Origin of the sequence: Amycolatopsis sp. WAC 01375 (assembly GCF_003947325.1) — a bacterium.
Classification (GTDB): Bacteria; Actinomycetota; Actinomycetes; order Mycobacteriales; family Pseudonocardiaceae; genus Amycolatopsis.
This window is the reverse complement of sequence record NZ_QHHW01000024.1, coordinates 206,356-231,788: the sequence shown is the minus strand read 5'-3', so window position 1 is coordinate 231,788 and position 25,433 is coordinate 206,356. Positions and strand designations below refer to the sequence as shown.

The following is a 25,433-nucleotide window of genomic DNA, read 5'->3' as shown; positions in this document are numbered from 1 at the left end:
GCGATCTCCTAGGGCAGACGGGGGTCGATGACGGCCTTCAGTTCGCCGAGCCGCGACATCGACTCGACGCACTTCGAAGCTTCGGACAGGCCGACGGGCGCGCTGAACAGCTCGTCCCATGGCAGCCGATCGGCGAACGTGCGGAAGAAGTCCACCGAGCGGTGGTAGTCGGCGATGTCGCCGTTGAGCGAGCCGACGACCGTGAGTTCCTTGCCCATCACGGTGCCCAGCGCCACGGGGGAGGGGGCGGGACCGGTGGAACCGACGATCGCGACCGTGCCGCGCTGCGCGGCGAACGCCACCGCCTCCTCGCCGATGGTCGGCCCGCCGGCGAAGTCGAAGACGTGGTCGGCACCCCGTCCGCCGGTGAGTTCCTTGACCCGCTCGATGCGGTCTTCCGTGCTGCCGTCGACCGGGATCGTCGCCGTAGCCCCGAAACGTTCGGCCGTCTTCAACCGGTCGGCGGGGCCGCCGATGGTGATCACGTCGCCCGCGCCGGAGATCCGCGCGACGGCGGTGGCGAACACGCCCAGCGCGCCCGCACCCTGGACCACGACCGTCGCGCCGGGTCGGATCCCGCCCGAACGCGACACCGCCCGCAGCACGGTCTTTCCCGCACAGCCGGACATCGAGGCCCAGGTGTCCTTGACATCGTCCGGCAGAAGGAGTTTGGCCGCGCCGGGGGTCACGTAGCAGTACCGGACGAGACCGCCGGTCGCGTACGGGAAGACGTCGGAGCGCTGGAGGAAGCCGTATCCGCGCTTCTCGCAGGCGACCGGTTCACGCAGGATCGTGCAGCCGTAACACTTTCCGCACGTCGACTCGGACCAGCCGATGCGGTCGCCCTCGGCGATCTCGCGGCCGAGGGTGTCGGTGGTGCCCGGTCCGACGGCCACCACCTCGCCGACCATTTCGTGACCCAGCACCATCGGGAGCATGCCGGGGAAGGTCATCTGGCCGGACCAGAGGTGCACGTCGGTGCCGCACAGTGTCGTGCAGGTGATCCGGACCAGCGCGGCGCCCGGTTCCGGCTCCTCGGGCAGCGGTAGTTCCCGCAAGGTGAGCGCGGAGCCGTGTTCGGTGAGCACCGCCGCTTCGGTTCTGTTGACCATCTTTTTAGTCTACAGTCGTAGGAGAAAAAGTCCAGATCCTGGAGGAAACCATGCCGTCGCAACGTATTCGCCCCGCATCGCTGGTGGTCCGCGGCGGTCCGATCCGCACCTTCGACCAGGCGGGCACGGTCGTGCGGGCGATGGCCGTACGAGACGACCGGATCGTCGCACTCGGTGATGTCGCGCTGGACCACATCGGCCCGGAGACCGAGGTGATCGACCTCGCGGGCAGAACCGCTTTGCCCGGTATCAACGATTCGCACCTCCACGCGACCTGGCTCGGCGCCCGGTGGCCGGAGACGCTCATCGGTGGCGCCGGATTCACCGGAGGAGAAGAGAAAACGGTACGGACCGCCGCCGAGCGCCGGGCCGCCATCCTGCGCGCGGGCGATCTGTGCGCGTCACTGGGCATCACGAGCTACACCGAACCGGGTCTCGGCCCGGGTGAGACGGGATGTTTCGGCGCCGAGGTACTGGAGGAGTACGCGGTGCTGGCGGCGAAAGGGCTGCTTCGCGCGAGAGTCACCGCGTTGCGGCTCTTCGGCCTGCTCGACGGCGCCAGTTCGCTGGCGGACTTCGAGCGTGGGCTGGCGTCGCCGTCGCCGGTCGCGGATCCGTTGTGGCTCAGCGTGCCCGGTGTGAAGATCTTCGCCGACGGCATCCCGCCGATGCGCTCCGCGTGGACTCATCATTGCTACGCCGACGGCTCGCACGGTGCGCTGCTCGTCGACGGCGACGACGATCCGGAACGCGCGGGCAACCTCGCCGCGATGATCCGTCTCGCCCATGACGCCGGGATGACGGTCGCCGTGCACGCCACGGGGGACCGCAGCATCGAGGCAGCGCTCGGGTCGCTTCGCCGCGGTGACCACCTGGTGCACGGCGATCTGGTGACAGCGGATCAGCTGGCGCGGATGGCGTCGGCGGGGATCGGCCTGACCACGCAGCCCGCGATCGCGGTCGCCATGCGGGGCATGCTGTCGGCCGCGCTCGGCGTCGAGGTCGGTGCCCGTGCCTGGCCGCTGGGGGACATGCTGAGTTCGGGTGTCCCGCTGACCTTGAGCAGTGACGCGCCGGTGGTCACTCCCGACTGGCGGGTGCACATCGCCGCGGCCGCGCGGATGCTGAAGATGTCCGAAGTGGATGCCGAGCTGATGGAACGATTGCTGCGCTGCTACACGGTCGCGGCCGCCGGGCAGGACGGGGCGGCGGGCTGGAAGGGATCGCTGACCGTGGGCAGGGTCGCCGATTTCTGTGTGCTGGCGGCTGATCCGCTCGAGGTCGCGTTCGAGGACCTGCCGGACGTCGGTGTCGAACTCACCGTGTCCGGCGGCCGCGTCGTGTACTCAGGTGAGCAGTTGCCCGCCGTCGACCTGGAGGCTCACCCCGGTGAGATGGCCGGCGTCGGCGGAGGCGAGGAACAGGACTGACGGCACCACGTCGGCGACGGAAGCGATGGTTCCCAACGGAATCCTCGCTTCCCACGCCGCGCGGGCGGCGGTGTCCGAGGCGAAACCGGCGGTCATCGGGGTGAGCACCGGGCCGGGCGCGACGGCGTTGACACGGATGCCGTGCGGTGCCAGTTCGAGCGCGGCGGAGCGAGTGAGCGCCTCGACGGCGGCCTTGGTGGCCTCGTAGTGACCGAGCCCCGGGGTCGGCTGCCGGGCGCCGATGGAGGTGATGTTGACGATGGCGCCTCGGGTGCCTGCCTCCAGCATATGCGCGCCGACCGCGCGGGTCATCAGGAAGGTGCCGCGGAAGTTCACCCGCATGCACAGATCGAAGATGCCGATGTCCAGCCCCACCAACGGACCGCCGCCCCCGGCGAGACCCGCGTTGTTGACCAGGACCTCCACCGGGCCGAACCGGTCGGTGATCAACGCCAGCGCCGCGTCGACCGAGCCGGGGTCGGAAATGTCGAGTTCGACGTGCTCCGCGCCGAGTTCGCCGGCCAGGTCGTGGGCCGCGCGGGCGTCGACGTCGGCGATGACCACACGGTCACCCGCGGACTGGAAGGCTTCGGCGACTCCGCGGCCGATGCCACTGGCACCGCCGGTCACCACTACGAGTCTCTTGTTCATTCTACGATCGTAGACTAAAACTTGTTTCCGTTGCCAGCGAAAGGAAATCTCGTGCACGAGAAGCGAAACGGGCTGGGCTTCGCCACTTCGGCGCTGGGCCTGGGATCGTGGAACACCTGGGACCGCATGGACTTCGACGACGCGGTGCGCCTGATCCGGCACGCGATCGACACCGGGGTCACGCTGTTCGACGTGGCCCACTACAACATGGGGCCGCATGCCGAACAGTCGCGTACGGATCTCCTCTTCGGCGAGGCCGTCCGAGCGGCCGGGATCAGCCGCGACGAATACCAGTTGTGCGGCAAACTCTGGCTCTGGGACTACCCGAACACCGGTTTCGCCGAGCAGCTCGCGACCTCTTTCGGCCGCGTCGGCGTCGACCGCGCGGAAGCCGTCGTGGTCGGCGACTACTTCGAGCGCCCGGACATCCCACGGATCGTCACCGAGGTCGCCGAACAGATCCGGCTCGGCCGCTTCGACGTCTGGGGCGTGAACAACTGGCAGGCCGCGGACCTCGACCGGGCACTGGACTTCGCTTCGCGCGAAGGACTTCCCGCACCTGCTTTCGCCCAGCTCAAGTACAGCGTCGCGCGGCGGTCCATGGCGGAAGGTCCTTTCTACGGCGCACATTTCGAGGCCGGGCGGTTGACGCTGCAGGCGTCCGACGTGTTCGAGGGTGGCGTGCTGCTCGGCAAGACCCCATCGCGGAAGATCGGCGCCGATCCGGGCGGGATCCGGGATTCGATCCGTGCCGCCGCTTCGCGAGTGGTTGCGGTGGCCGGGGACTTCGGGGTGAGCCCTTCGCAGCTGGCTGTCGCGTTCTGCTTGGCGTACGCGCCGGTGGCGAACGTTTTGTTCGGGGTGAGCCGGATGGCCCAGCTGGAGGACAACCTGGGCGCTGTCGCGTTGGCCGCTTCTCGCGGGGCTGAGGTGCGGGCGGCTCTGGACGATCTCTGGCTGGACCGTTCGGTCGCCGCCGATGGGACCTTCTGACGCCTTTCGGGACCGCAATGAAGGACGCTTTCATAGCAAAATTTGCTATGAAAGCGTCCTTCATTGCGGCTGGGGGAGTGCTGGATCCGCGCCCGCTGCTCCGTCGCCACGCGAGGCCGCCACCCCTGCCTGACGTGCCATGAAAGGTCCTTTCCTTGCAAAATTCGCAAGGAAAGGACCTTTCATGGCATCGGTCGTGCCTCGGGAGCTGTTGCGAGGGGCGAGGGAGGGAGCCGTTGCGAGGGCGTGGGAGAAGGCTGCGTTGCGAAAGCCACTTTCGCAACCTTCAACGTTGCGAAAGTGGCTTTCGCAACGCAGCCGGCGCCGCCTCCCGGATGTCATGAAAGGGTCGTTCAGGACGAAAGATGTCCTGAACGACCCTTTCATGACATGAAGGCGGAACCGGCGCAACCTCAGCCGAGGAACTCCAGTACCGCAGCCTTGAACTCCGGACTCCGCAAAGCTCCACCGTGATCCCCGGGCACCCGCACGAGATCCGCACCCGGCACCAGCTCGACCAACGTCTCGATGCCCTGGCTCACCGGATCCTCCACCCCCGCGACGAACCGCGTCGGCACGGACACAGCACCGGAAACCGGCGCGAAAGGCTCCGCCCGCAGGTCTTCGATGCACCGCGCGAGCGCGGCGGGGTTCCGTCCCGGTGCGGTGATCATGTGCGCGATCATCCCGGTCAGCGGATCCGCCGGTGCCTTGCCGCCGTCGGCGAACGCCAGCGCGGCCGCGACGTCGACGGCGCCGAACGGTTCGAACGGGCTCACGCCGGCGAGCACGAGCCGCCGGACCGGAGCTTGCGCGGGCAGTTCCCAAGCCAGCCGCGCGCCGAGCGAGTATCCGACAACGTCCACTTCGGACAGATCCGAGACCAGCCGGGTCAGTTCCGAAGTGATCGCGGCGGCACCCAGGGAGCCCGAGGGAGCTGGGCTGGAGCCGTGCGCGGGAAGGTCGGGCACGAGCACTTCGCGGCCCGCGGCGGTGAGCGCGGCGGGCCAGCCCGTGGTGATCCAGTCGGTGTGCCCGTCGGAGGCGAATCCGTGCACCAGCAGCACAGGCGGCCCCGAAACAGTCTCGGGGGCGAAGCGGCGCACGGCCAGGGAAGTAGTGGCAGACAACGGAATCCTTTCTCAGTTGCCGGAGGGGCGGCGGGTGCGCAGGCGCTGCATCTCGCTCAGCGTCCGCGCGCGGGCGTCGACGGCGATCCGCAGCGACGAGCCGATGAGGTTCAGAAGGAACACGCACACCATGATCGTCACGCCGGGCACGATCACCAGCCAGGGCGCCTGCACGAGGTACGAGCGGCCCTCGGCGATCATGTTCCCCCAGGTCGGGGTCGGGGGAGCGATACCGAGACCGAGGAAGCTCATCGCCCCGTCCACCAGCATCGCCGCCGCGGACAGGATCACCACCTGCACCAGCGCGAGCGGCAGTACGTTCGGGAACACGTGCACGACGAGGATCTTCCACTTGCTCATCCCCGAAACCCGGGCGGCGCCGATATAGGCACGCCCGGCGATGCCGAGCACCCGGCTGCGGATGACGCGGGCGGTGAACGGCGTGAAGATCACCGTCAGCGCGATGAGTTCGGTCCAGATGCTCGCGCCGAGCGAGATCGCGAGCGCCATCGCGAGGATGATCGCCGGGAACGACATCCAGGCGTCCATCACCCGCATCAGCACCGCGTCGGCGGCGCGGAAGAACCCGCTGATCAGGCCGATCACCAGGCCGGTGAAGGCCGCGCACAGGGTGATCAGCGCGGACAGCCCGAGCGACGCCCGTCCGCCGGAGACCAGCCGGGCGAGTACGTCACGGCCGAACGAGTCCGTGCCGAGGGGATGCGCGGCCGACGGCGGCAGGAGCCGGTTGACCGGGTCGGTCGCGCTGACGCTCGGCAGGAAGAACGGCAGCACGATCACGGCCAGGACGATCACCGCCAGCAACCCGGTCGTGATCACCAGCATCCGGTTGCGCCGGAACACCCTGGCGGCCCGGCCGGGCGGCGGCGTTTCGCGTACCGGCGACGTCTTTTCCACCAGTGCCACGCTCACGAGACACGCACCTTCGGGTCGAGCAGCGCGTACGACAGGTCCACCAGCAGGTTGACCAGCACGAACAGCACCGCGACGAACAGGGTCACACCCTGGATCAGCGGGAAGTCGCGAGTGGACACGGCGCCCATCAGCAGATGGCCCAGCCCCGGCACGACGAAGATGGACTCGATGATCACGATCCCGCCGACCAGCATGGCGAAGTTGCTGCCCAGCTGGGTGATCAGCGGCATCAGGGCGTTCGGCAGGACATGTTTCGTCATGACCTGCCGCTCCGACAGTCCCTTCACCCGCGCGGTGCGCAGATACGCCAACGGCAGTTCGCCGAGCAAGCTTTCCCGCAGGGTGAGCACGAACAACGCGGTCTGCCCGATGACCAGCACGGTCAACGGCAGCACCAGCGCGGGCACCGCCGTCGCGGGATCGGTGAAGAGGTTCTCGTAGCCGCTGGAGGGGAACCAGCGCAGCGTCACCGAGAACACCAGCACGAGCATCAGCGAGATCCAGAAGTCCGGCATCGCCATCCCGAGCGCGGACAACCGGTCCAGCGCCCGCGCCACCGGATTGCGCGGCGACACCGCCTGCCACGAGGTGATCGCGACCGAGAGGAAGAAACTGATCACCGTGGACAGCACGGCGAGGGTCAGCGTCGGCAGGATGTGGTCGGCGACCACACCGAGCACCGGAGCGTGGTAGGTGATCGACGTGCCGAAGTCGCCCTGCAGCACGTTCCCGGCCCAGCTGAAGTACTGCTCCCAGAGTGTCCCGTTCAGTCCCATGCTCTCCCGCAGAGCGTCCACATCGGACGGTCGCGCGGTCGGGCCGAGGATGGCCTGCGCCGGGTCGCCGGGGATCAGCCGGATGACGAAGAACATCATCGTCCCGACGATCACCAGGATGATCACCAGATCGCGCAGCCTGCGCAGCAGCAGACCGGTCATGACGCCAGCCAGGTGTTCCAGAAGACGCGGTAGAAGTCGCCGTAGCCCTTGAGCTTGGGGGAGTAGGCCGCGTACAGCTTCGACTGGCTCAGGGTGATCACCGACAGCTGCTTCCAGGTGAACGCCTGAAGCTTGTCGACCACCGCTTTCGCCTGCTCCGGCGTGGTCGAGGCGTTGAACTCGGCCATGAGCGCGTCAAGCTCGGGAGAGGACGAACCGTTCAGCGTGCCCAGGGTGAGCGCGGGCATCTGCGCGGGCGAGGTCAGCGCCGAGTCGAAGAACAGCGTGGTGATGTCCCAGCCGCCCGGTTCCTTGGTCAGCGTGCCGAGCATGGTGGCGAAGTCGAAGGTGTCGATCTTGGTGTTGATGCCGATCTTCGACAGGCTGTCCTGGATCAGCACCGCCCACTTGCCGAACTCCGGGTACGAGTTCGTGGTGACGATGCGGATCGTGGCGCCGGCGGTGATCCCGACCTCGGCCAGCAGTTGCTTGGCCTTCTCCGGATCGTGCTTCTTGTAGACCTCTTCGCCGGCGGTCGAATAGAACTGCTTGTTGTCCGGTGAGGCGAACGCGCCGGTCTCGATGGTGAGGTCCTTGCTGCCGCCGGTGGCCGCGTTGATCGCGGGCTTGTCCAGCAGCAGGTTCAGCGCCTCGCGGGCACGGGGGTCGGCGAACTTCGAACCGGTGTTGAAGTTCGGGATCACCACGTTGTCGTTGCCGCCGGGCAGGTTGTGCACGACCACGGCCGGGTTGTCGCGCAGCGGCTCGTACTGGTCGTTCGTGGGCATGATGTGGTCCCACTGGCCGGTCTGGAGGCCGTTGATCAGCGCGTCCTGGTCGGAGACCACCTTGTAGGTCACGGTGTCCAGGTACGCGTGCTTGGCGCCCGCCTGCCCGCCCCAGTCCTCTTCGGACCGGGACTTGTAGCCGGAGTACCGCTCCAGCACCAGCTCGCGGCCGATGTCCCAGCTCTTGAGCTTGTACGGCCCGGTCCCGATCGCCTTGTCCTGAGCGAACCCGGTCGGCGCGACGCCGGCGAGGTTCTTCGCCTCGTAGATCTCCGTGCCCGCGCCGGCGAGTTCGTTGATCAGCGGGTAGCGGGGTTGCTTGAGCTTGATGGTCACCGTCGCCGGGTCGGCGGGCGTGATCGCCTCGATGTCCGGTGTGACCAGCTGGCCGGTGCGGTGCACCTGCTGCCATCGCTTGAGGCTCGCGACGACGTCCTCGGACGTCAGAGGGTTGCCGTCGTGGAAGGTGACGCCCTGGCGCAGCTTGAAGGTGTACGTGAGCCTGTCCGGGCTGGTGGTGTAGTCCTCGACCAGCATGGGCCGGGCGGCGAAGCCCTTGTCGACCTCGAACAGCTTCTCGTACATCATGTTGCCGATATGCGCGGTCACCTGGCCGGGGTTGGCGACCATGTCGAGGGACTGGGGATCGGTGGGCACGGCGACGTTCAGGTTGCCGCCGGGCTTCGGCGGCCCGTCTGCGGCCCCACCGCCGGCCTGCCCTCCCATGCACGAGCTGATCAGCAGGACGGTCGCCAGGCCGAGTGCGGCCTTGGTCAGGGTTCGTCTCATGGGTTCCGCACTCCAGTGTGGGGGTGGGCGGGCAGTTCGGGGTTCGCCGCGAGGAGACGGCGGGTGTACTCGTGCCGGGCGTGGAGCCGGATCTCGTCCGGTTCGCCGATCTCGATCAGTTCGCCCTGGTACATCACGCCGACGCGATCGGCGACGGAGAGCACCAGGCTGAGGTTGTGCGTGATGAACAGGAAGCTGAGCGCACGGGTGCGCCGCAGTTCCAGCAGCAGGTTCATCACCTGGCCCTGCACCGAGACGTCGAGCGCCGAGGTGGGCTCGTCGGCGACGATGAGGTCGGGTTCGGCGGCGATCGCGCGGGCGATCGAGACACGCTGGCGCTGCCCGCCGGAGAGTTGCGAGGGGAGTTTCTTCGCGGTGTCGGAGGGGAGGCCGACCTCGTCGATCAGTTCCGTGACACGGCGGTCCAGCTCGGCGCCGCGGAGGCCGATGAGTTCCCGCAACGGTTCGGCGATGATCCGGGCGGCGGTGTGCCGGGGATCGAGCGAGCTCTGCGGGTCCTGGAAGATGAGTTGCGCGCGGCGGCGGAACGCGCGCTCGTCGCCGTCGAGGCCGGACGGGGTGCACCGGTGCTCGCCGAAGGTGATGGTGCCTTCCGTGGGCGTCTCCAGCGCGCTCACCAGCCGGCCGAGCGTGGTCTTGCCCGAACCGGATTCCCCGACCAGGCCGAAGAACTCGCCGGGCGCGATCGCCAAGGAGACGTTGTCGACCGCGTGCACCTCCTGCTCGCGGCTCAGGGAGAACCGGCCGCGTCGTCCGTACACTTTGGACACCGAATCGATGACGAGCGCGGTGCCCTCGCCGGTGTCTCCGGTCTTCGCGCGGCTCAGTGACCTGGTTTCGGTCGCGACCGCCGATTCGCCGTTCATCGCGGCTTCGAGCAGCGCTTCGGAGATGGTGGGGAACCCGTCGCGCCTGCTCACCCCGAGCTGCGGGACGCAGTCGAGCAACGCCTTGGTGTAGGGATGCTTCGGTGCGTGCAGAATGTCCTCCGTGGACCCGAGCTCGACGAGTTCGCCGCGGTACATCACCGCGATCCGGTCGGCGACCTGCGCGGCCACACCCATGTCGTGCGTGATGAAGACGCAGGCGGTGCCGTGGTCGCGGCGGACGCGATCGAACAGGGTGAGGATCTCCGCCTGCGTGGTCACGTCCAAGGCGGTGGTCGGCTCGTCCGCGATCAGGAGGGTCGGGTCGGCCATGAGCGCCAGCGCGATCATCACGCGCTGCTGCATCCCGCCGGACATCTGGTGCGGGTACAGGGAAAGCACCCGGTCGGTGTCGGTGAGCCCGACCTCCTCCAACAAACCGCGTGCTTTCGCCTCGGCCTCACGGTGCAGCGGCGTGCCCTTGCGCGCGGCCTGGCGTGGCAGGGAACCGGGCTTCCGGTAGGCCTCGACCAGCTGTTTGCCGACCCGTTGACTCGGGTTGAGTGAATCCAAGGCCTCCTGGAAGATCATGCCGATCCGCGGGCCGCGGTAGGCGCGCATCTCGTCGGCGGAAAGCCGTGTGACGTCGACGCCGTCGACGGTGATCGCACCGCGGGTGAACACCGGCGCGACGAACTCCAGTAACCGGATGATCGACAAGGCCGTCACCGTTTTACCGCTGCCGGATTCGCCGACCACACAGAGTGTCCGGCCTTGTTCGAGGTCGAACGAGAGTTCGCGGACCAGGTCGCGTTCGGTTTCGTCGGCGATCACGCCGACGGTCAGTTCTCGTAATTCGAGCAGGGTCATGAATCCCCTTTCCCGAGCCCGCCCGAAGCGGGCCGCACTGCCGGGGAACGGGCCTCCGGCGGGGGTAGTTCTACGCATGTTGACACTGGGTGGAGGTGCTGTCAATGGGTATATTCTACGAATGTAGGAAGTTGATATCCGGCAGGTTTTTCCTGGTGGCGGGCGAAAACTTGCACTGGATTCTTTTGTCTACGCCTGTAGACTATCGGCGGAAACGAGCTAAGGAGGGCACCCGTGAGCGGGTCGACCAAGACTGCCGGTCCCGAGCGGATCGTGGACATAGCCGTGGGGTACATGGCGGCAAAGCAACTCTTCGCGGCGAGCCGGATCGGCCTGTTCACCGCACTCGCCGACGGGCCGCTGACGGCCGCGGAACTGGCGGGGAAGACCGGCAAACCGGAGAAGATCACCCGCATCCTCGGTGACGCCATGTCATCACTCGGTCTGCTGTCCCGTGTGGACGGACGGTACGAGCCGGCCGCCGACGCCGCGGAGTACCTCGGCGGCGGAGACCTCGATCTGGCACCGTTCCTGACGTTCCTGGACTCGATCAGCTACCCGCATTGGCTGCAATTCGGTCACACGGCCGACAGTGGCGAGCCCGGGAAGCTGGAGATGGACGACGCGCGCTGGGGCACGTTCATGGCCGGTGTCATGACGTATAACGCCCTGCACGCCAAGATGCTGGCCGGCGCGTTCGATTTCGGCCCCCACCGGAAGCTGCTCGACCTGGGCGGCCTCTCGAGCGCGTTCGCGGTCGAGGCCATGAAGGCCAACGACGAACTGCGCACCACGTTCGTCTTCGACCCGGGCTTCACCGAGTCGGTCACCACCGCGGCGGCCGAGGCGGGCCTGGCGGACCGCGCGACCGTCGTCGGCGCGGAAACCCCCACCGCGCGCCCCGAAGGCGAGTTCGACCTGGTGATGGTCAACCACGTCGTCCACCGGTTCGACGCGAAGCAGAACGCGGAGATCCTGCGCAACGCCCGTGCCGCCGCGGCACCGGGGGCGACTTTGCTGCTGCTCGACTTCTTCCTCGACGACGACGGGGTCCAGCGCCCGATCGACGCCCTGCACGCGGGGGAGTACCTGGTGATCGACGGGACGGTCGTCTACCCGGAGGCCGAGGTCCGGGAGTGGCTGAGCGGGGCGGGCTGGCGGGTCACCGACCGGCTGGCGCTGCCGGGCAGCCCGCGGGTGCTCGTCGCGGAAGCGGTGTGACCGTGACCCTCGATCCCGCCGTCAAGGAACTGCTCGCCCGCAGTCCGCAGCCCGAAGCGCCCGCTGTTCCCCCGACGGCCGCCGAGTTGCGCGCCGCGTTCGCCGCCTCTTGGCGACGTCCCGAGTCGGTCGAAGAGGTCGCCTCGGTCACCGACCATGTGCTGCCTTCTGGCGTGCGCGTGCGGATCTACCTGCCCGAGTCGGCCACTCCGGTGCCCGCGTTCGTCTGGATCCACGGCGGCGGGTGGACGATCGGCTCGATCGACGAGAACGAGGTCGCGTCGCGGGCGGTGTGCAACATGGCCAAGGTCGCCGTCGTCGCGGTGGACTACCGGCTCGCGCCCGAGCATCCGTTCCCGGCGGCTCCGGACGACTGCTACGCCGTCGTCGAATGGCTCGCATCGGGTGGTGCGGGTCCCGCGGTCGCCTCCGGGCGGATCGCGATCGGCGGGGAGAGTGCCGGTGGCAACCTGTCGACGGTGGTCTCGATGATGTCCCGCGACAGGGGTGGCCCGCCCGTGGCCGCGCAGGTGCTGATCTGCCCGGTCTACGGTCACCCGGACGACGGTTTCCGGTCCTATGTGGACTTCGCCGAGGGTTTCGGCATGACCGCCGGGGCGATGCGGTTCTTCTTCGAGCAGTACGTGTCGGATCCGGCTCAGCTGAACGATCCGTATCTGCTGCCGCTGCGGGCCGCCGACTTGACGGGGCTCCCGCCGGCACTGGTGCTCACGGCCGAGTACGACGTCCTGCGGGACGAGGGGGAGGAGTTCGCGCGGCGCCTGACCGACGCCGGGCCGCAGGTCGAGCTGACGCGGTACTCGGGGCAGATCCACGGGTTCTACGGTCTGTACACGGATCTCCCGGCTTCACCGCGCTCGCACCGGCACGTGGCGAGCTTCCTGACCCGGATCTTCGACTCCCGCGATTAGTCACCTACTTGCGGTATCGGCCGGCGCCGGCACGTTGCGAAAGCCACTTTTGCAACGCTCAAGGTTGCGAAAGTGGCTTTCGCAACGTCCTCGTAGTGGTGGCGCGAGTTCCGCCTCCAGTCACGCGAGTTCGGTGTCTGATCACGCGAGTTCCGCCTCATCACGCGAGTCCGGTTGTGCAGGCGGAAGTCCGTGAAGGCCTCCTTCACTACCCTGAAGGTAGGGAAGGAGGCCTTCACGGCGTCCGATGCGGGAAAGGGCCCGTCAGGGGCGGGTGAGACGCTCGAGGAACGACTCTAGGTGCTGTCGCTGCAAAGCGATCGTCGAGAACTCCCCGGCGACCAGGCTCATCACGTTCGCCCCGGCGTTGATCAGCACGACCTCGTCGACCAGCTGTTCGTCGGGGATCTCGGTGACGATGTCGCCGTCCTCCCGGCCCTCGGTGAGATACCGGTGCAGCAGGCCCCGCCACGAGCGGATGTGTTCGAGGTACTTGTCCTGCAGTTTCGGGTTGGTGAGCGAAAGCTGCCAGAAGGTGAGCAGGACGCGCCCCGCGGCGATGCGGTCCTCGTCGATGGGCATCGACGAGACGCACAGCTCGCGGAGCGCGGTCAGCCCGCGCAACTCGTCCAGCTCCACGTACTCGCGCATCATGCCGAGCGCGCGTTCGTAGGTGGCCTGGATGATGTCTTCCTTGCTCGGGAAGTACAGCTTGAGCGCGCCGTTGGCGAAGCCTGCGGCCGCCGCGATCTCGCGCATGGTGGCGGCCTCGATCCCGCCCTGGGTGATCAAATCCCAGGTGACGTCGACGATGTGACTACGCCGCTCGTCGTGGTCGATGATCTTCGGCATCGGCAGACCTCCCGCACTGGTTCTTCTACCAGTGTAGGAGATCAGGCCCGGTGATACACGCGGTGCCCGGCGAACCACGTTTGTGTCACCTTTGTCTTGACGAGCGCGGCCGGATCGGTTCGGAACGGATCGCGGTCGAGGACGACGAAATCCGCCGACTTCCCGGGCACCAATGAGCCGGTGACGTCGCCCAGCCCCATCGCGCGGGCGGCCGCGAGAGTGAAGACCTCGACCGCTTCGGCCAGGGTGATCGCCTGCTCCGGCCACAACGCTCCGGGGAACGTGCCGGTCGGATCCCGACGGGTGACGAGGCCGTGGATGCCCTCCCAGGCGTTCGGCGATTCGCTGACCGGCCAGTCCGAACCGCCCGCGACCAGCGCGCCCTCGTCCAGCAGCGACCGGTTCGGCTGCATCCGCCCGGCGCGATCGCCGGGCAGCACCTCGGCGATGGCGGCCGGGATGACGCCGGGCACCCACAGGAACGGCGAGATGTCCGCGGCGACGCCCAGCGCGGCGAAGCGGGGGAGGTCGTCGGGGTGGACGAACTGGCCGTGCGCGACCTGGAACCGGGCTTCGGTGAAGCCCTCGGCACGCACCTTCTCGACGGCGTCCAGCGTCGCCCGCACCGACGCGTCCCCGGTGCAGTGCACCTTGGCCGACAGGCCCGCCGCGGCCGCGGTGCGCAGCCAGCCCACGAGTTCGTCACCCGGCATGGTGGTGGCGCCGTGGTGACAGGCCCCGTGCGCGGCGTCCGGCAGGTACGGCTCCAGGAACGCCGCGGTCCGGGTCGGCGGGACACCGTCGAGGAAGATCTTCACGAAGTCCGGCCGGTGGTGCTCGCTCCGGTACTGCCCGGCGACCTCCAGCAGCGGTGCCCCGATCGGGTCGAAACCGAAGATCGGGTCATTGATCAGCAGCGACGAAACGACCCACGCGCGTAGTTCGCCCGCGTCGTCGAGCGATTTCAGCGCGCGCAGGATGTCCGACGAGACACCGGCGTCCTGGAACGCGGTCACGCCGTACGAGTGCAGGGTGCCGATGCCGTGCCGTGACGCCGCGGCGTGCTGATCCGCGGTGAGCGTCCGGGTCTCGCTGAGCGCCCGCTCGACGGCGACGCCCGCCGCCTCGAGCAGAATGCCGACGGGCTCACCGGTCGAAGGATCGCGGACGATCTCCCCGCCCGCCGGGTCGGGCGTCGACGAGGTGACGCCCGCCAGTTCCAGCGCCCGGCTGCTCACCCAGCGGTTGTGCCTGCTGTCGTCGGAAAGCATGACGGGCCGTCCGCCGGCGGCCTCGTCGAGCGCGTGCCGGGCCGAAGACCGCGAAAGGGCGCTGACCAAAGTGGACGCCCAGGCGCCGCCGACCACCCACTCGTCCGGCCCGAGCCCGGCGGCCCGCGAGCGGACGGACGCGAGGATGTCGTCCAGTCCGGCGTCGAGGCCGAAGTTCAGTTCGAACAGGGCCGCGCGGCCGGCGAGGGCGTGGTGGTTGTGCACGTCGACCAGGCCGGGCATCACGAAAGCGCCTTCGAGGTCGACGACCTCGGTGTTCGGCCCGCGTTCGATGTCCTCCAAGGACAGCACCTTGCCGTCCTTGATCGCCAGCGAGGATGCCCAGGGTCTGCCACCGTCCACTGTGTACACGGTGGCGTTGGTGAGGACGATGTCGGCGGTCAAGGCTCAGCTCCCGGCGGGGTCGTACGCCTCGGGGTGCACGGTGGTGCTCAACAGCTTGCCGTGCGCGCCGAAGGTGAAATGGGTTGGCGTGCTGCCGGTGGCGTCCAGTCCGAAAAGGACACCGTGCGAGCGCAGCCGTTTCGCGTCACGGTGGTCGGCGACGGTCACCGACGCGCACGGGATCACCTTCTCCCGCCACGCGAAGACGTAGATACCCGGCCGCAGCTCGTAGACCGAGTTCTCGTCGGTGTCCGCGAGCCCCCGCTCCGGACCGGCCAGGCACTGCCACGTGTACCAGTGCGGGCTGAGGTACACGTGCTCGTAGGCGTGCTCGGTGCTGTACACCCACAGCACCCGGCGCCCGACCAGCGACGTGGTCGGGGCGAGCGATTCCCCGGTCGGCTCGATGCCGCCGATCGTGGCGGCCACGAAGGCCTGCGTGACACGGGGTGAGGTGTCGCCGATCTTGCTCAGCACGAGGAGGGCGCGGCCGCGGCGCAGGTCCAGCAGCAGCGTGAACGCCTCGTCCTGCCGTGCCTGCGGGTGGAACTGGACGTAGTAGAGGTTGTCGTCGACCAGGAACGTCTCGCAGCGGTCGGTCCCCGTGCCGCGGTAGGACCATTCGATCCGGGTGCCGGAGAAGGCCGCGGTGAACGTGGTGCCGTCTTCGCAGGCGAGTTCGAAGGTGCGGCCGTGCAGGTCGCCGACGGTGGGTGCCTTGTTCGCGTCGAAACCGGGGGCCAGACCGTCCAGCGGCAGCCAGGTGGACGTATCGGACAGGGTCAGTTCGGGCATTGGTGCGGTCCTAGTGCTCGTGGGCGGAACAGTGATCGTCGGAGGCGCCGGAAGGCAGGTCCAGGGCCGGGTTGCGGTCCAGGAAGCCGTAGGGACGCAACGAGAAACCGGAGTAGTCGACCGGCATGACCGGCCAGTCCTCCGGACGCGGGATGTGGGTCGGACCGAACACGTGCCACAGCACGAGATCGGTGTCGACGAGATCGCGGTCGGCGGCGGTCCAGGCGGGGAGACCCGCTCCGCCCGGATGCGCGTTCGGGCGGTCGCCTGCCGGGAAGCGTTCGTCCGCGCGGTACGGCGTCGCCCACAGGTGACGGGTGGCGAACGTCGCCCGCTGATGGACGGTCGATTCAGGCTGTGCCATCAGGGTCGCGGACGGCCTCGGCACGAGCTGGTACGCCGTCGGCGAGCCGAGCCGGTTGGTCCGTTCCGCGCTGCGGATCTCCCAGACGCGTGCCTTGGCCGGATCCGCGTGCCGCTGTGCTTCCCGTTCGGTTCGCAGCGGGGTCTCCTTCCAGGTGAACGCGTTCCCGTACGGGTTCTGATCGCCCATCGGCACCCGTTCGACGTCGACCTCGACGAGCGAGTTGCGTTCGCCGTCGATCGCCACGTCCAGCCGCGCGCAGAACAGGTGCTGGTGCACCGGCGCGAACAGGCCGGGCGCGATCTCGTTGGCGTGTGGATGTTCCGTGCCTGGGTGCGCGGCGCCGGCGAAAACGATGCCGGTGGCCTTCGCCTCCAGTTCCACGGTGCCGTCGAGGTAGAGGTACCAGAAGAAACCGTAGTCGTAGTTGCCGATGGTGGAGATCGACGAGATCACCAGCCGCCGCGACCGCCGCACCTCGGCGCGGCCGGCGAGATCCGTGTGCTTCCAGAGAATCCCGTAGTCCTCCTCGTGCATGCAGATCGCACGCGGGATCTCCACCGGGTGGCCGTGATCGTCGGCGACGAACGCGGGGAAGTAGTGGATGACGCCGAGGCAGTCGCAGCCCAGCCGCAGGTCGTTGCCGTTCTTGCCGAGCAGGTACTCGCCCGCGTCGAAGTAGCTGATCCAGAACCGGCCGGGCGCGGTGTCGCCGTAGGGCACCACCATCTCCGGCACCGAGGCCCGGTGGAGCACCGAGCGATCCTGGAACGAGATCCGGTGCAGGGTCAGACCCTCGCGGGCGTTGAAGCCGACCCGGAGCTTCCAGCCCTCCCAGGTGACCTCGTTGCCGTCGACGGTGAAGCTCGGACCCTCCGGCTGGGTGATCTCGATCGGCTTGAGGGTGGTGCGTGCCGGGACACCGTCATAGCGGCCGTGCTCCGGCGGGACGGGCACGTCACCTTCGTCCTCCACCCGGATGACGCGCTGCCCGGTCAAGTCGATGTGCACGATCAGGCCTTCGACCGGATGTGCCCAGGGGCTGTCGGATTCGTCGTCGCGCAGGAACGTCAGCGAGCGGATGACCCGGCCGGTCTCGTCGGGCCTGCCGAAGAACCCGGGCGCCAGGGGAGCGCAGAAGGCGTGCCCGATCCGGTCACCGAGACCGCGCCGCTCCATCGCGGCCTGCCATTCCGGCGACGCCTTGGTGATCGACGCGGCGAGGTCGTACTCCTCGAAAAGGTACGCGGGCTGGCCTTCGCCGCAGTCCTCAGTGGAGACCACTTCGCGCTTCGCCAGCGAAACGACCACATCACGCGCCTGGCCGGTCGCGGTGTCCAGCAGCGTGTACTGGACGCGGCGATCAGGGGCGGCGTCGCCCTTCTCCGGCTCCACGGGCAGCACGGCCGGGAACCGCGTGGTCTCGGTGAGCAGGCCCTCCCCGGCCAGGATCGCGCGGCCTGCGGTGAGTTCGTCGGCGGTCAGCGGGTCGAGCGGATGCGGCCTGGTCATGCTTCGCAGTCTTGCCGGTCCGCCCCCGGCTGAAAAGGCCGCCGTGCGGCCGCGGACAAGAAGGGTGCACTGACGGCCAACCTCCGTGAAAGGCCCGGACCGGAGGATGGCGCCATGCGACTGGATCTCGCGGGCAAGGCCGTGCTGGTGACCGGCGCGGCGTCCGGTATCGGCCTTGCCTGCGTCGACGCCTTCCTCGCCGAGGGGGCCAGGGTCGGCGCCGTCGACCGGGCACCCGTGCCGACACTCGCCGACGGTCTCCTGGCGGTCCGGGCCGACGTGACCGACGAGCCGTCGGTGGCCGCCGCTGTCGGCGCCGTGGCCGACCGGTTCGGCGGACTCGACGTCGTGGTCGGCTGCGCCGGGATCTCCGGACCGGTGGGGACACCGGTCACCGAAACCTCGGCGGCGGACTTCGCCGCGCTCATGGCGGTCAACGTCACCGGCCAGTTCCTGCTGGTCAAACACGCCGCGCCGTGGCTCACCGCGTCGGGTGGCTCGGTGGTCCTGCTGGCCAGCGACTCGGCGTTCACCAGCGCGCCCGGCATGGTGCCGTACTGCGCTTCGAAGGGGGCCGTGGTCGCGATGACCAGGGCTCTCGCGGTCGATCTTCCCGGCGTCCGGGTGAACTGCGTCTGTCCCTCGGTGGTCGACACCCCGATGGCGCGCGGCGATCTCGGCGATGTCCTCGACGATCCCGCGTTCCCGGTGCAGGCTCCGGAAGAAGTCGCCTGGCAAGTGCTTCATCTCGCGTCCGCGCGCTCGCGGGCGGTCAACGGCCAGGCCGTGCTCGCCGACTTCGGCGTCTCGGCCCGTTCCGGTTTCCCCGCTTAGAAAGGACTCCGCAAGTGAAGAAGGTTGTCGCGATCACGGGTGGCGGTACCGGTATCGGTGCCGCGGTGGCCCGCCGGTATGCCGACGAGGGTGCCCAGGTGGTGGTGCTCGGACGGCGGCGCGAGCCGCTGGAGAAGGTGGCCGCCGAAACCGGCGCGCGTGTCATCGCGTGTGACGCCAGCGATCGCGAAGCCGCCGAGAACGCCGCGGCGGAGATCGTCGGCGAGTTCGGCAGGCTGGACGTCGTGGTGGCCAACGCCGGCGGGCACGGCCTGTCTTCGGTGACCGACACCGGCGACGAGGAATGGGAACTGGCCCTGCGCTCGAACCTCTCCAGCGCGTTCGTGTTCTGCCGGGCCACGCTGCCGTCGCTGGTCGAAACCGGTGGCCAGGTGGTCATCGTGTCGTCGCTGGCCGGGCTGTTCGCCGGGCCGAACGTCGCCGGCTACACCGTCGCCAAGCACGCGCTGATCGGCCTGACGCGCTCGATCGCCCGCGACTACGGGCCGAAGGGCGTCCGCGCGAACGCGGTCTGTCCCGGCTGGGTGCGGACCCCGATGGCGGACGGCGAAATGGACCAGTTCGCCGAGGCCGCGGGCTTCGACGGCGGTCACGCCGAGGGCTACCGGCGGGGTCCCGCTGCGCCGCCCCGCCGAACCCGAGGAGATCGCGTCGATCGTGCGGTTCCTGGGGTCTTCGGAGTCTTCGTACATCACCGGTGCGGTGATCGTGGCCGACGGCGGCGCGCACGCCGTCGATCTGCCGACTTTGGCCTTCGAACGGGCGGGAATGGGTTCTTGAGGTGGTCGTGAGCGGCGATTCGGGTTCTAACCCGAATCGCCACTCACGACCCCGGCACCGGCCACGCCACCTTTGCCCTACCCCTCAGTAGTAGTTGCGCGTGAAGGCCCCCTTCCCTCGGCTCAGCCGAGGGAAGGGGGCCTTCACGCGCTTCAGGATTCGCCGAGGTAGGCCGAGTGCAGGGTGCCGGGGGAGTCCAGCAGGCCCTGCGCGGAACCCGCATAGGTGACACGCCCCGAAGACACCACCAGCGCGTCGCTCGCCACCCCGAGGGCCAGATGCGTGAACTGCTCGACGAGCAGGATCGCCGCGCCTTCCTCGGCGAAGCGGGTCACCATCGGCAGCAGCCGCGTGAACACCACCGGCGCGAGTCCCAGTGACATCTCGTCGATCAGCAGGAACGACGGCCGCGCGGCGAAGGCGCGGGCCAGCACCACCATCTGCTGTTCGCCTCCGCTGAGCAGCGCCGCCGGTGAGTCGCGGCGTTTCTCCAGCTCGGGGAACAGTTCGAACAGTTCGTCGGCCCGCGCGCGGGTGCGCGCGGTCAGCATCAGGTTCTCCAGCACGGTCAGGCCGCCGAACACCGCGCGGCCCTGTTCGATATGCGCCAGACCCCGCCGCGCGCGGGAGACGCGCGACTGCTTGGTGATCTCGTCCGGTCCGATGTGGACGGTTCCGGCCGAGGCGGGCACCACACCCGAGACGGCCTCCAGCAGGCTGGTCTTCCCGGCGCCGTTGGGGCCGACGAGCGCGGTGATCCGGCCCGGCTCCAGGGTCAGGTCGACGCCGGAGATCACCGGCCCGGCGCCGCGCGTGACGGTCAGCCCCGCTATCCGCAAAGCGTTCACAACAGCTCCGTTTCGCCCATGTACGCCTTGAGCACGGCCGGATCCGCGAGCACCTCGGCCTGCGGGCCGGAGGCCAGGACACGGCCGAAGTCGAGGACGGTGATCGTGTCGCAGACCGAACGCACCAGGTCGAGGTCGTGCTCGATGAGCAGCACCGACACCCCGAACCGGGCGGGAACCTGCCGCAGCCGTTCCCCGAACGCGACGTGTTCCTCGTGCGGAAGTCCCGCGGCCGGCTCGTCGAGGAGCAGGACACGCGGCCGCGCCAGCAGATGCCCGACGACCTCGACCAGCCTGCGCGCGCCGACGTCCACTTGCGACAGTGGAGTGCGGGCGGAGGGGCAGCCGAAGAAGTCCAGCGCCTCGCCGATCTCATCGGCGGTGAGCCGCCGCCTGGCCAGGAATTTGAGGTACGCCCCGACCGTCAGGCCCGGCGGGACGCGGTCCTGCTGGAACGTCCGGCGCAATCCGGCGCGGGCCCGGTTCGACGGCGACCCCGTCAGCGGGTTGCCGCCGAGTTCGACCCGGCCTTCGGCGTTCGGCAGGAAGCCGCTGATCGCGTCGACCAGCGTCGACTTGCCCGCGCCGTTCGGCCCGATCACGCCGAGCACCCCGTGTTCCGGCACCGATATGTCCACTGAGGACAGTGCTGCGACGTGCCCGAAGTTCACGCTCAGACCGCGCACGGTGAGCACCGGCGGGCCGGGCGCCTTGGCTTCGATGTCCGCGGTCCCGGCGGCGAGGTCGAGTTTCGCCGGTTCCTTCTTGGATCGCCGGTACCAGACGTTCCGCACCGTGGTGCCGAGGTTCCCGCCGCCGGCCAGCGCCTGGACCCCGAGCACGCCGAACACCACGAAACCCCAGTCCTGGGGGATCCCCCAGCGTTTCAGCAGTTCGGGAACGCCGACCCACAGCACCGCGCCGAACACGGCCATGTCGATCAGATGCGCGCCCGACATGATCGCCAGCACGTACAGCGCCAGCGACTGGATCGCGGTGAAACTGGCCGGGAAGGCGAGCCCGACCTGTCCGGTGAGCAGACCGCCGCTGATCCCGCCGAGGGTGGCGCTCACCGCGAACGCGGTCAGTTTCGAGGTCCGCACGCTCGTCCCGGCGGCGGCCGTGCCGCGTTCGGAGAAGGCCACCGCTTGCCAGGCGCTGCCCCAGCGCCCGCGGCGCAGGAAGTAGACGGCCAGGCAGCACAGCACCAGCACCACGATGGCGAGCTGGAAGTAGGACCGGTCGTCGGAGAACGCGTCGGGCCGTTCGACCGAGATCCCGCCAGCGACGCCGGGGAACTGGAGCTGCACCAGCGCGAGATCGGCTGCGGCGGCGAGCCCCAGCGTGACGACGGCGAGGTTGATCCCGCGCAGCCGCAACGCCGGGAGCCCGACGAGCACCCCGACCAGCCCGGCGGCGAGACCGCCGAGCAGCAGCCAGGTGAGGAAACCGCCAGGGGCCTCCGCCTCGTTCAGCGCGGACACCGTCCACGCACCGACCGCACCGAAGGTCAGCTGGCACAGGGAGATCATCCCCGCGCTCCCGGTGACCACGCCCAGTCCGAGCAGCGAGATCCCGGCGACGACGGCGCTCATGCCGAGGTACACGAAATACCCGTCGAGCCCGACACTCAGGCCATAGCCCGCCGCGATCGCCACCAACGCGACGACGAACGGCATCCCTCGTTCAGCGAGCCGCATCCCACACCTCCTTGCGCTGCGACCAGAGCAGCAGCGCGACGATCACTGCGAACGGCAGGAAGTACCGCACCACCGAAAGGCCGTCGACCTGCGCGGCGGCACCCTGGATCAGGCCGAGCCCCAGCCCGCCCGCGACGGCGAAGTCGAGGCGGCGGAATCCGCCGAGTAAGGCCGCCGCGGCCGCGGGGACCACCAGCATCGCGAGCGAAGTCGCGTCGTTGGACTGCGACGGCGCCACGATCGAGATGACCAGCGTGCTGACCACCCCGGTGACCGCCCAGACCGCGACGCTGAGCCGTTTCGCCGGGATGCCCAGCAGTTCCGCCGTCGTCGGACGTTCCGAAAGCGCCCTGAGCTGGACTCCCGCCGAGGTCCGGCTCAGCACGATCCGGCTGGCCACCGCCACCAGCACCGCCAGCGCGACGGTGACCACGGTGACCTGGCTGATCACCACGCCGCCCACGGTGACCGCCGGTCCGTCGAGAATCGGGTGGAACGGCTGCGGTTTGTTGCCGAACAGGATGAACGACAACGAGATCAGCAGGAGCAGCACCGCCACGGTGACCGCCGAGCGGGTGCCGGTGTCCGCCTCGGCGAGCCAGGTGGACACGATCCAGCCGAGCAGCGCGCTGAGCAGCCCGCCGAGCAGGATCCCCGCCACCGTGGCGAGCCATGTCGGCAGTCCCGCGTGGACGGACAGGAACACCGCCACGTAACAGCCGAACATCCCGGTGGCGGACTGGGCGAAGTTCACCACCCGCACCAGGCGCGACATCAGCGTCAGGCAGACCGCCAACACCGCGTACAGTCCGCCGGCGGCCAAGCCTGCCAGCGCTCCCTGCAGCATGAATCCTCCTGAGGGGGGAAGGGGAGGGGAGGGCAAGTGGCCGTCCGGTCCGGGGGGGCGTGAGTGGCGATTCGGGTTAGAACCCGAATCGCCACTCACGACCCACGCGACCCACCACTTGCCGTTCCGGTTACTTCTTGGGGATCCGCAGCCAGTCGTCGGCGACGAGCTCCCATTTGTTGGTGCCGGAGGCGAGCTTGATCGGCCAGCCCGCGGTGTTGTCGTGGTGGGTCTGGCCGGGGCCGAAGACGTACGGCGTGCCGACCATGGGATCGGTGATCGGCTTCATCTCGCGCAGCGCCTTGGTCACCGACTCACGCGTGATGTCCCCGCTGATCCCCTTGACGACGTCGAGGAAGTACTTCGCCGCCAGGTAGCCGCCCTGGCTGAACGAGGTCAGCGGGATGTTGTTCTTGGCCATCAGCTCGCGCCAGTCCTTGTTCTGCGGGCTGGTCGCGTCGGTGAACGGGTAGAACTCGGCGGGCACGTACACGCCGGCACCGGCGTTGGTGATGGCCTTGGCGTAGTTCTCGCTGTAGACGCTGGTCAGCAGCAGCCACGTGACGTCGTTCCAGCCCTGCGCGGCGGCGGCCTTGAGCTGTCCGATGGAATCCGGTTCGACCGGGTTCACCGTGATCGCCTTGCAGCCGGCGTTGCGGGCCTTGACGATGTAGGAGGTGTAGTCGGAACCGCCGTAGGGCACCGTGGCGTCGAGGTACTTGAGCTTCTTGCCGGTGATGGCCGACCACTCGTCGATGGCCGCCTGGTACGACGGCAGTGTGTTGCCCGCGATCTCCAGCAGCGCGCAGATGTCGTTCAGCTTCAGCGTTTCCGAGCCGTAGAGCAGGGTCAGCGTCATGTCGTGGTAAGGGCCGACGTTGACCGGAGCGATGTTGGGACTGGTGAAGCACGCCGGGTCCACGCCGATGCCCTGCATGGACAGGATCTTCTGCTGCTCGTAGTACTTGTTGTTGATCTCGCACTCGATGAGGCTGGACGAGCCGACGAGCGCGACCGCTTCGTCGCGGCCGACGACTTCACGGGCCGCGGCGGCCGCGGCCGCCGGGTCGCCCTTGTCGTCGAGGGCCTTGTACTCGATCTGTCTGCCGTTCACGCCGCCGCTCGCGTTGGCCGCGTCGAAGACCGCCTTCGCGGCTTGGGATGCCTCGGGGAAGGTGGCCGCGCCGCTCAGCGCGTTGACCGAACCGACCACGATCGGGCCGCTCGAACCGCTTTCGGCCCCGGCGCAGGCGGCTGTGGCCAGCAGGACGCCGGCGGCGAGGGCGACCAGTCGCCGTGCGGGTTTCACCGGTTCCCCATGGCGTTCACGACGGGCACCGAGTCGACGATCTGCTCGAACGAGACCACCTTGCCGCCGTCGAACCGCCACACGTGCGCGACCCGGGCGGTGAACGAGCGACCGGTCTCGCGGTGCTTGCCCTGGTAGGTTCCGAGTCCGATCACCGTGTCATCGGCGTCGAGCAGGTCGCCGAGGGTGAAGGTGTAGCCGTCCCAGTCCTTCGCGATCGCGCCGAAGACGTTGTCCCGTACTTCCTCCGGGCCGGTGTAGGTGCCGGCGTAAGGGAAACCGGCCGCCTCCGTCCAGGTGGTGCCGGGACCGAGCGGGGCCAGCATGCCCGCCAGATCGCCCCGGTCGCTCGCGGCGTAATGCGCGGCGATGATGTCTGAATTGGACACTGAGAACTCCTGATGTCTTTGGTGAACGGTGGTCAGACCGGTTGCGCGTCGGGATAGGCGACGGCGCCGAGTGGGTAGATGTGCCCGCCCGCGCGAGAGTGTTCCGACCGGCCATCGCCGGTAAGGCCGAGGAAGACGCCGGTGGTCTTCAGCCCGTAGCCGAGGTCGTGCAGCCACACACTGGCCACGGCGATGCGGAATTCGCGGAAGCAGAACAGGTAGAGCCCGTCCTGGAACTTCCACACCGTCGAGAGGTCCATGTCCCCGTGGCCGCGCTGCACACCTTCGAGGCATTGCCAGGCATAACGTTGCGAAGACACGTACACGTGCTCGTAAAGGTGTTCCGGGCTGTAGCGGTAGATGTTGCGCTTGCCGATCAGGTCGCGCGACGGCCCCGGTACCTCACCGGTCGGCGCGCCCGCGTCGGTCGTGCCGGACCAGAACGTCTGGGAGACACGGGGAACGCCTTCGACGTCCTCGGCGCCGATGACCGAGCGCACGGCGAGCGCGCGATGCGTCGTCGTGGAAAGGACGACGGTGAGCGCTTCACCTTCCACGCTGGTGTGTGGGAGATTGACGAAGAAAACGTCTTCCCGGACGGCGACCGCGTCGTACGGATCCTTGATGCCGTTGCAGGAGACGGTTTCGGCGTCCTCGAACCGCAGCGCGAGCGTCGTTCCGTCGTCGAGGGTGACGGTGAGCTCGCGTCCCGACAGGTCCGCGTTCGGCAGGCGGTAGGTGGCTATTCCGGCGGCGAACTCGTCATAGGTGCGCCACTGTTCCTCTGATGCTTCGGGCATGCGGTCATCGTCGAGGTGACCGCACCGGA

Annotated in this window: 22 protein-coding genes and 1 pseudogene; 6 read left to right on the top strand and 17 right to left on the bottom strand. The window is 68.7% G+C overall.

The features are described 5' to 3' along the window. Positions 1–8: 8 nt before the first annotated feature. Positions 9–1,112: a zinc-binding dehydrogenase gene (locus DL991_RS13170; protein ID WP_125784398.1), complete on the bottom strand. Its 1,104-nt coding sequence runs from the start codon at positions 1,110–1,112 to the stop codon at positions 9–11. Positions 1,113–1,162: 50 nt separating this feature from the next. Here DL991_RS13170 and DL991_RS13165 point away from each other — a divergent pair, with 50 nt between their 5' ends. After that, on the top strand, positions 1,163–2,542 hold the full coding sequence (locus DL991_RS13165; RefSeq protein ID WP_199753934.1) for an amidohydrolase: 1,380 nt from the start codon (positions 1,163–1,165) through the stop codon (positions 2,540–2,542). Here DL991_RS13165 and DL991_RS13160 read toward each other — a convergent pair. After that, on the bottom strand, positions 2,459–3,175 hold the full coding sequence (locus DL991_RS13160; protein WP_125784754.1) for an SDR family NAD(P)-dependent oxidoreductase: 717 nt from the start codon (positions 3,173–3,175) through the stop codon (positions 2,459–2,461). The two genes, DL991_RS13165 and DL991_RS13160, sit on opposite strands and share 84 nt — an antisense overlap. 69 nt (positions 3,176–3,244) lie before the next feature. Here DL991_RS13160 and DL991_RS13155 point away from each other — a divergent pair, with 69 nt between their 5' ends. Further along, complete coding sequence (locus DL991_RS13155) at positions 3,245–4,186, top strand: aldo/keto reductase (RefSeq protein WP_125784396.1); 942 nt, start codon at positions 3,245–3,247, stop codon at positions 4,184–4,186. 413 nt (positions 4,187–4,599) lie between these two features. Here DL991_RS13155 and DL991_RS13150 read toward each other — a convergent pair whose 3' ends face one another. The 5 genes from DL991_RS13150 to DL991_RS13130 form a co-directional block, all read right to left on the bottom strand. Then, positions 4,600–5,253: an alpha/beta fold hydrolase gene (locus DL991_RS13150; protein WP_125784753.1), complete on the bottom strand. Its 654-nt coding sequence runs from the start codon at positions 5,251–5,253 to the stop codon at positions 4,600–4,602. 75 nt (positions 5,254–5,328) lie between these two features. Then, positions 5,329–6,249 (bottom strand): ABC transporter permease, encoded by a 921-nt coding sequence (locus tag DL991_RS13145; protein WP_125784394.1) that lies wholly within the window; start codon positions 6,247–6,249, stop codon positions 5,329–5,331. Next, positions 6,246–7,190, bottom strand: coding sequence for an ABC transporter permease (locus tag DL991_RS13140; RefSeq protein ID WP_125678541.1), 945 nt, complete (start codon positions 7,188–7,190; stop codon positions 6,246–6,248). The genes DL991_RS13145 and DL991_RS13140 overlap by 4 nt, the downstream gene beginning before the upstream one ends. Then, complete coding sequence (locus tag DL991_RS13135) at positions 7,187–8,767, bottom strand: ABC transporter substrate-binding protein (RefSeq protein WP_125784392.1); 1,581 nt, start codon at positions 8,765–8,767, stop codon at positions 7,187–7,189. Before DL991_RS13135 ends, DL991_RS13140 begins: the two co-directional genes overlap by 4 nt. Next, on the bottom strand, positions 8,764–10,524 hold the full coding sequence (locus tag DL991_RS13130) for an ABC transporter ATP-binding protein (RefSeq protein ID WP_125784390.1): 1,761 nt from the start codon (positions 10,522–10,524) through the stop codon (positions 8,764–8,766). The genes DL991_RS13135 and DL991_RS13130 overlap by 4 nt, the downstream gene beginning before the upstream one ends. A gap of 234 nt (positions 10,525–10,758) precedes the next feature. Here DL991_RS13130 and DL991_RS13125 point away from each other — a divergent pair, with 234 nt between their 5' ends. Next, the gene (locus DL991_RS13125; RefSeq protein ID WP_125784388.1) at positions 10,759–11,745 is read left to right on the top strand and encodes a methyltransferase dimerization domain-containing protein; all 987 of its coding nucleotides are present in this window, start codon (positions 10,759–10,761) and stop codon (positions 11,743–11,745) included. Next, positions 11,742–12,677 carry an alpha/beta hydrolase gene (locus DL991_RS13120; RefSeq protein ID WP_125784386.1) on the top strand — a complete coding sequence of 312 codons (936 nt, stop codon included), beginning with the start codon at positions 11,742–11,744 and terminating at the stop codon, positions 12,675–12,677. The genes DL991_RS13125 and DL991_RS13120 overlap by 4 nt, the downstream gene beginning before the upstream one ends. A gap of 264 nt (positions 12,678–12,941) precedes the next feature. Here the strand turns inward: DL991_RS13120 and DL991_RS13115 are convergent, their stop codons facing one another. Genes DL991_RS13115 through DL991_RS13100 form a run of 4 tightly spaced genes read right to left on the bottom strand, consistent with a single transcriptional unit; the run spans position 12,942 to position 17,876 of the window. Next, positions 12,942–13,529, bottom strand: a complete 588-nt coding sequence (locus tag DL991_RS13115) for a TetR/AcrR family transcriptional regulator (protein WP_125784384.1) — start codon at positions 13,527–13,529, stop codon at positions 12,942–12,944. Between the two features lie 41 nt (positions 13,530–13,570). After that, positions 13,571–15,205 carry an amidohydrolase gene (locus DL991_RS13110; protein ID WP_125784382.1) on the bottom strand — a complete coding sequence of 545 codons (1,635 nt, stop codon included), beginning with the start codon at positions 15,203–15,205 and terminating at the stop codon, positions 13,571–13,573. Positions 15,206–15,208: 3 nt separating this feature from the next. Next, complete coding sequence (locus DL991_RS13105; RefSeq protein WP_125784380.1) at positions 15,209–16,000, bottom strand: molybdenum cofactor biosynthesis F family protein; 792 nt, start codon at positions 15,998–16,000, stop codon at positions 15,209–15,211. Between the two features lie 10 nt (positions 16,001–16,010). Then, positions 16,011–17,876, bottom strand: coding sequence for a primary-amine oxidase (locus DL991_RS13100; RefSeq protein ID WP_125784378.1), 1,866 nt, complete (start codon positions 17,874–17,876; stop codon positions 16,011–16,013). Between the two features lie 114 nt (positions 17,877–17,990). On the opposite strand from DL991_RS13100, the gene DL991_RS13095 reads away from it, so the two are divergent. Both DL991_RS13095 and DL991_RS13090 read left to right on the top strand, forming a co-directional pair. Further along, the gene (locus tag DL991_RS13095) at positions 17,991–18,710 is read left to right on the top strand and encodes an SDR family NAD(P)-dependent oxidoreductase (RefSeq protein ID WP_125784376.1); all 720 of its coding nucleotides are present in this window, start codon (positions 17,991–17,993) and stop codon (positions 18,708–18,710) included. A 14-nt stretch (positions 18,711–18,724) separates the two neighbouring features. Next, a pseudogene (locus tag DL991_RS13090) lies at positions 18,725–19,511 on the top strand (SDR family NAD(P)-dependent oxidoreductase). Positions 19,512–19,663: 152 nt separating this feature from the next. Here the strand turns inward: DL991_RS13090 and DL991_RS13085 are convergent. The 6 genes from DL991_RS13085 to DL991_RS13060 form a co-directional block, all read right to left on the bottom strand. Beyond that, positions 19,664–20,359: an ABC transporter ATP-binding protein gene (locus tag DL991_RS13085; RefSeq protein ID WP_125784374.1), complete on the bottom strand. Its 696-nt coding sequence runs from the start codon at positions 20,357–20,359 to the stop codon at positions 19,664–19,666. Beyond that, positions 20,356–22,059, bottom strand: coding sequence for an ATP-binding cassette domain-containing protein (locus tag DL991_RS13080; RefSeq protein WP_125784372.1), 1,704 nt, complete (start codon positions 22,057–22,059; stop codon positions 20,356–20,358). Before DL991_RS13080 ends, DL991_RS13085 begins: the two co-directional genes overlap by 4 nt. Next, positions 22,046–22,906 (bottom strand): branched-chain amino acid ABC transporter permease, encoded by an 861-nt coding sequence (locus DL991_RS13075; RefSeq protein WP_125784370.1) that lies wholly within the window; start codon positions 22,904–22,906, stop codon positions 22,046–22,048. Before DL991_RS13075 ends, DL991_RS13080 begins: the two co-directional genes overlap by 14 nt. A gap of 130 nt (positions 22,907–23,036) precedes the next feature. Next, complete coding sequence (locus DL991_RS13070; RefSeq protein WP_125784368.1) at positions 23,037–24,215, bottom strand: ABC transporter substrate-binding protein; 1,179 nt, start codon at positions 24,213–24,215, stop codon at positions 23,037–23,039. Next, on the bottom strand, positions 24,212–24,604 hold the full coding sequence (locus tag DL991_RS13065; protein WP_125784366.1) for a nuclear transport factor 2 family protein: 393 nt from the start codon (positions 24,602–24,604) through the stop codon (positions 24,212–24,214). Before DL991_RS13065 ends, DL991_RS13070 begins: the two co-directional genes overlap by 4 nt. 32 nt (positions 24,605–24,636) lie before the next feature. Next, entirely contained in the window at positions 24,637–25,404 is a 768-nt protein-coding gene (locus DL991_RS13060; RefSeq protein ID WP_125784364.1) for a MoaF C-terminal domain-containing protein, read from the bottom strand. Positions 25,405–25,433: the final 29 nt, after the last annotated feature.

Bases quoted from the DNA above. Each gene is read 5' to 3' on its own strand.
- DL991_RS13100 (WP_125784378.1), bottom strand. From the start codon at position 17,876: ATGACCAGGCCGCATCCGCTCGACCCGCTGACCGCCGACGAACTCACC.
- DL991_RS13135 (WP_125784392.1), bottom strand. From the start codon at position 8,767: ATGAGACGAACCCTGACCAAGGCCGCACTCGGCCTGGCGACCGTCCTG.
- DL991_RS13140 (WP_125678541.1), bottom strand. From the start codon at position 7,190: ATGACCGGTCTGCTGCTGCGCAGGCTGCGCGATCTGGTGATCATCCTG.
- DL991_RS13165 (WP_199753934.1), top strand. From the start codon at position 1,163: ATGCCGTCGCAACGTATTCGCCCCGCATCGCTGGTGGTCCGCGGCGGT.
- DL991_RS13170 (WP_125784398.1), bottom strand. From the start codon at position 1,112: ATGGTCAACAGAACCGAAGCGGCGGTGCTCACCGAACACGGCTCCGCG.
- DL991_RS13095 (WP_125784376.1), top strand. From the start codon at position 17,991: ATGCGACTGGATCTCGCGGGCAAGGCCGTGCTGGTGACCGGCGCGGCG.
- DL991_RS13130 (WP_125784390.1), bottom strand. From the start codon at position 10,524: ATGACCCTGCTCGAATTACGAGAACTGACCGTCGGCGTGATCGCCGAC.
- DL991_RS13075 (WP_125784370.1), bottom strand. From the start codon at position 22,906: ATGCTGCAGGGAGCGCTGGCAGGCTTGGCCGCCGGCGGACTGTACGCG.
- DL991_RS13080 (WP_125784372.1), bottom strand. From the start codon at position 22,059: ATGCGGCTCGCTGAACGAGGGATGCCGTTCGTCGTCGCGTTGGTGGCG.
- DL991_RS13060 (WP_125784364.1), bottom strand. From the start codon at position 25,404: ATGCCCGAAGCATCAGAGGAACAGTGGCGCACCTATGACGAGTTCGCC.
- DL991_RS13105 (WP_125784380.1), bottom strand. From the start codon at position 16,000: ATGCCCGAACTGACCCTGTCCGATACGTCCACCTGGCTGCCGCTGGAC.
- DL991_RS13115 (WP_125784384.1), bottom strand. From the start codon at position 13,529: ATGCCGAAGATCATCGACCACGACGAGCGGCGTAGTCACATCGTCGAC.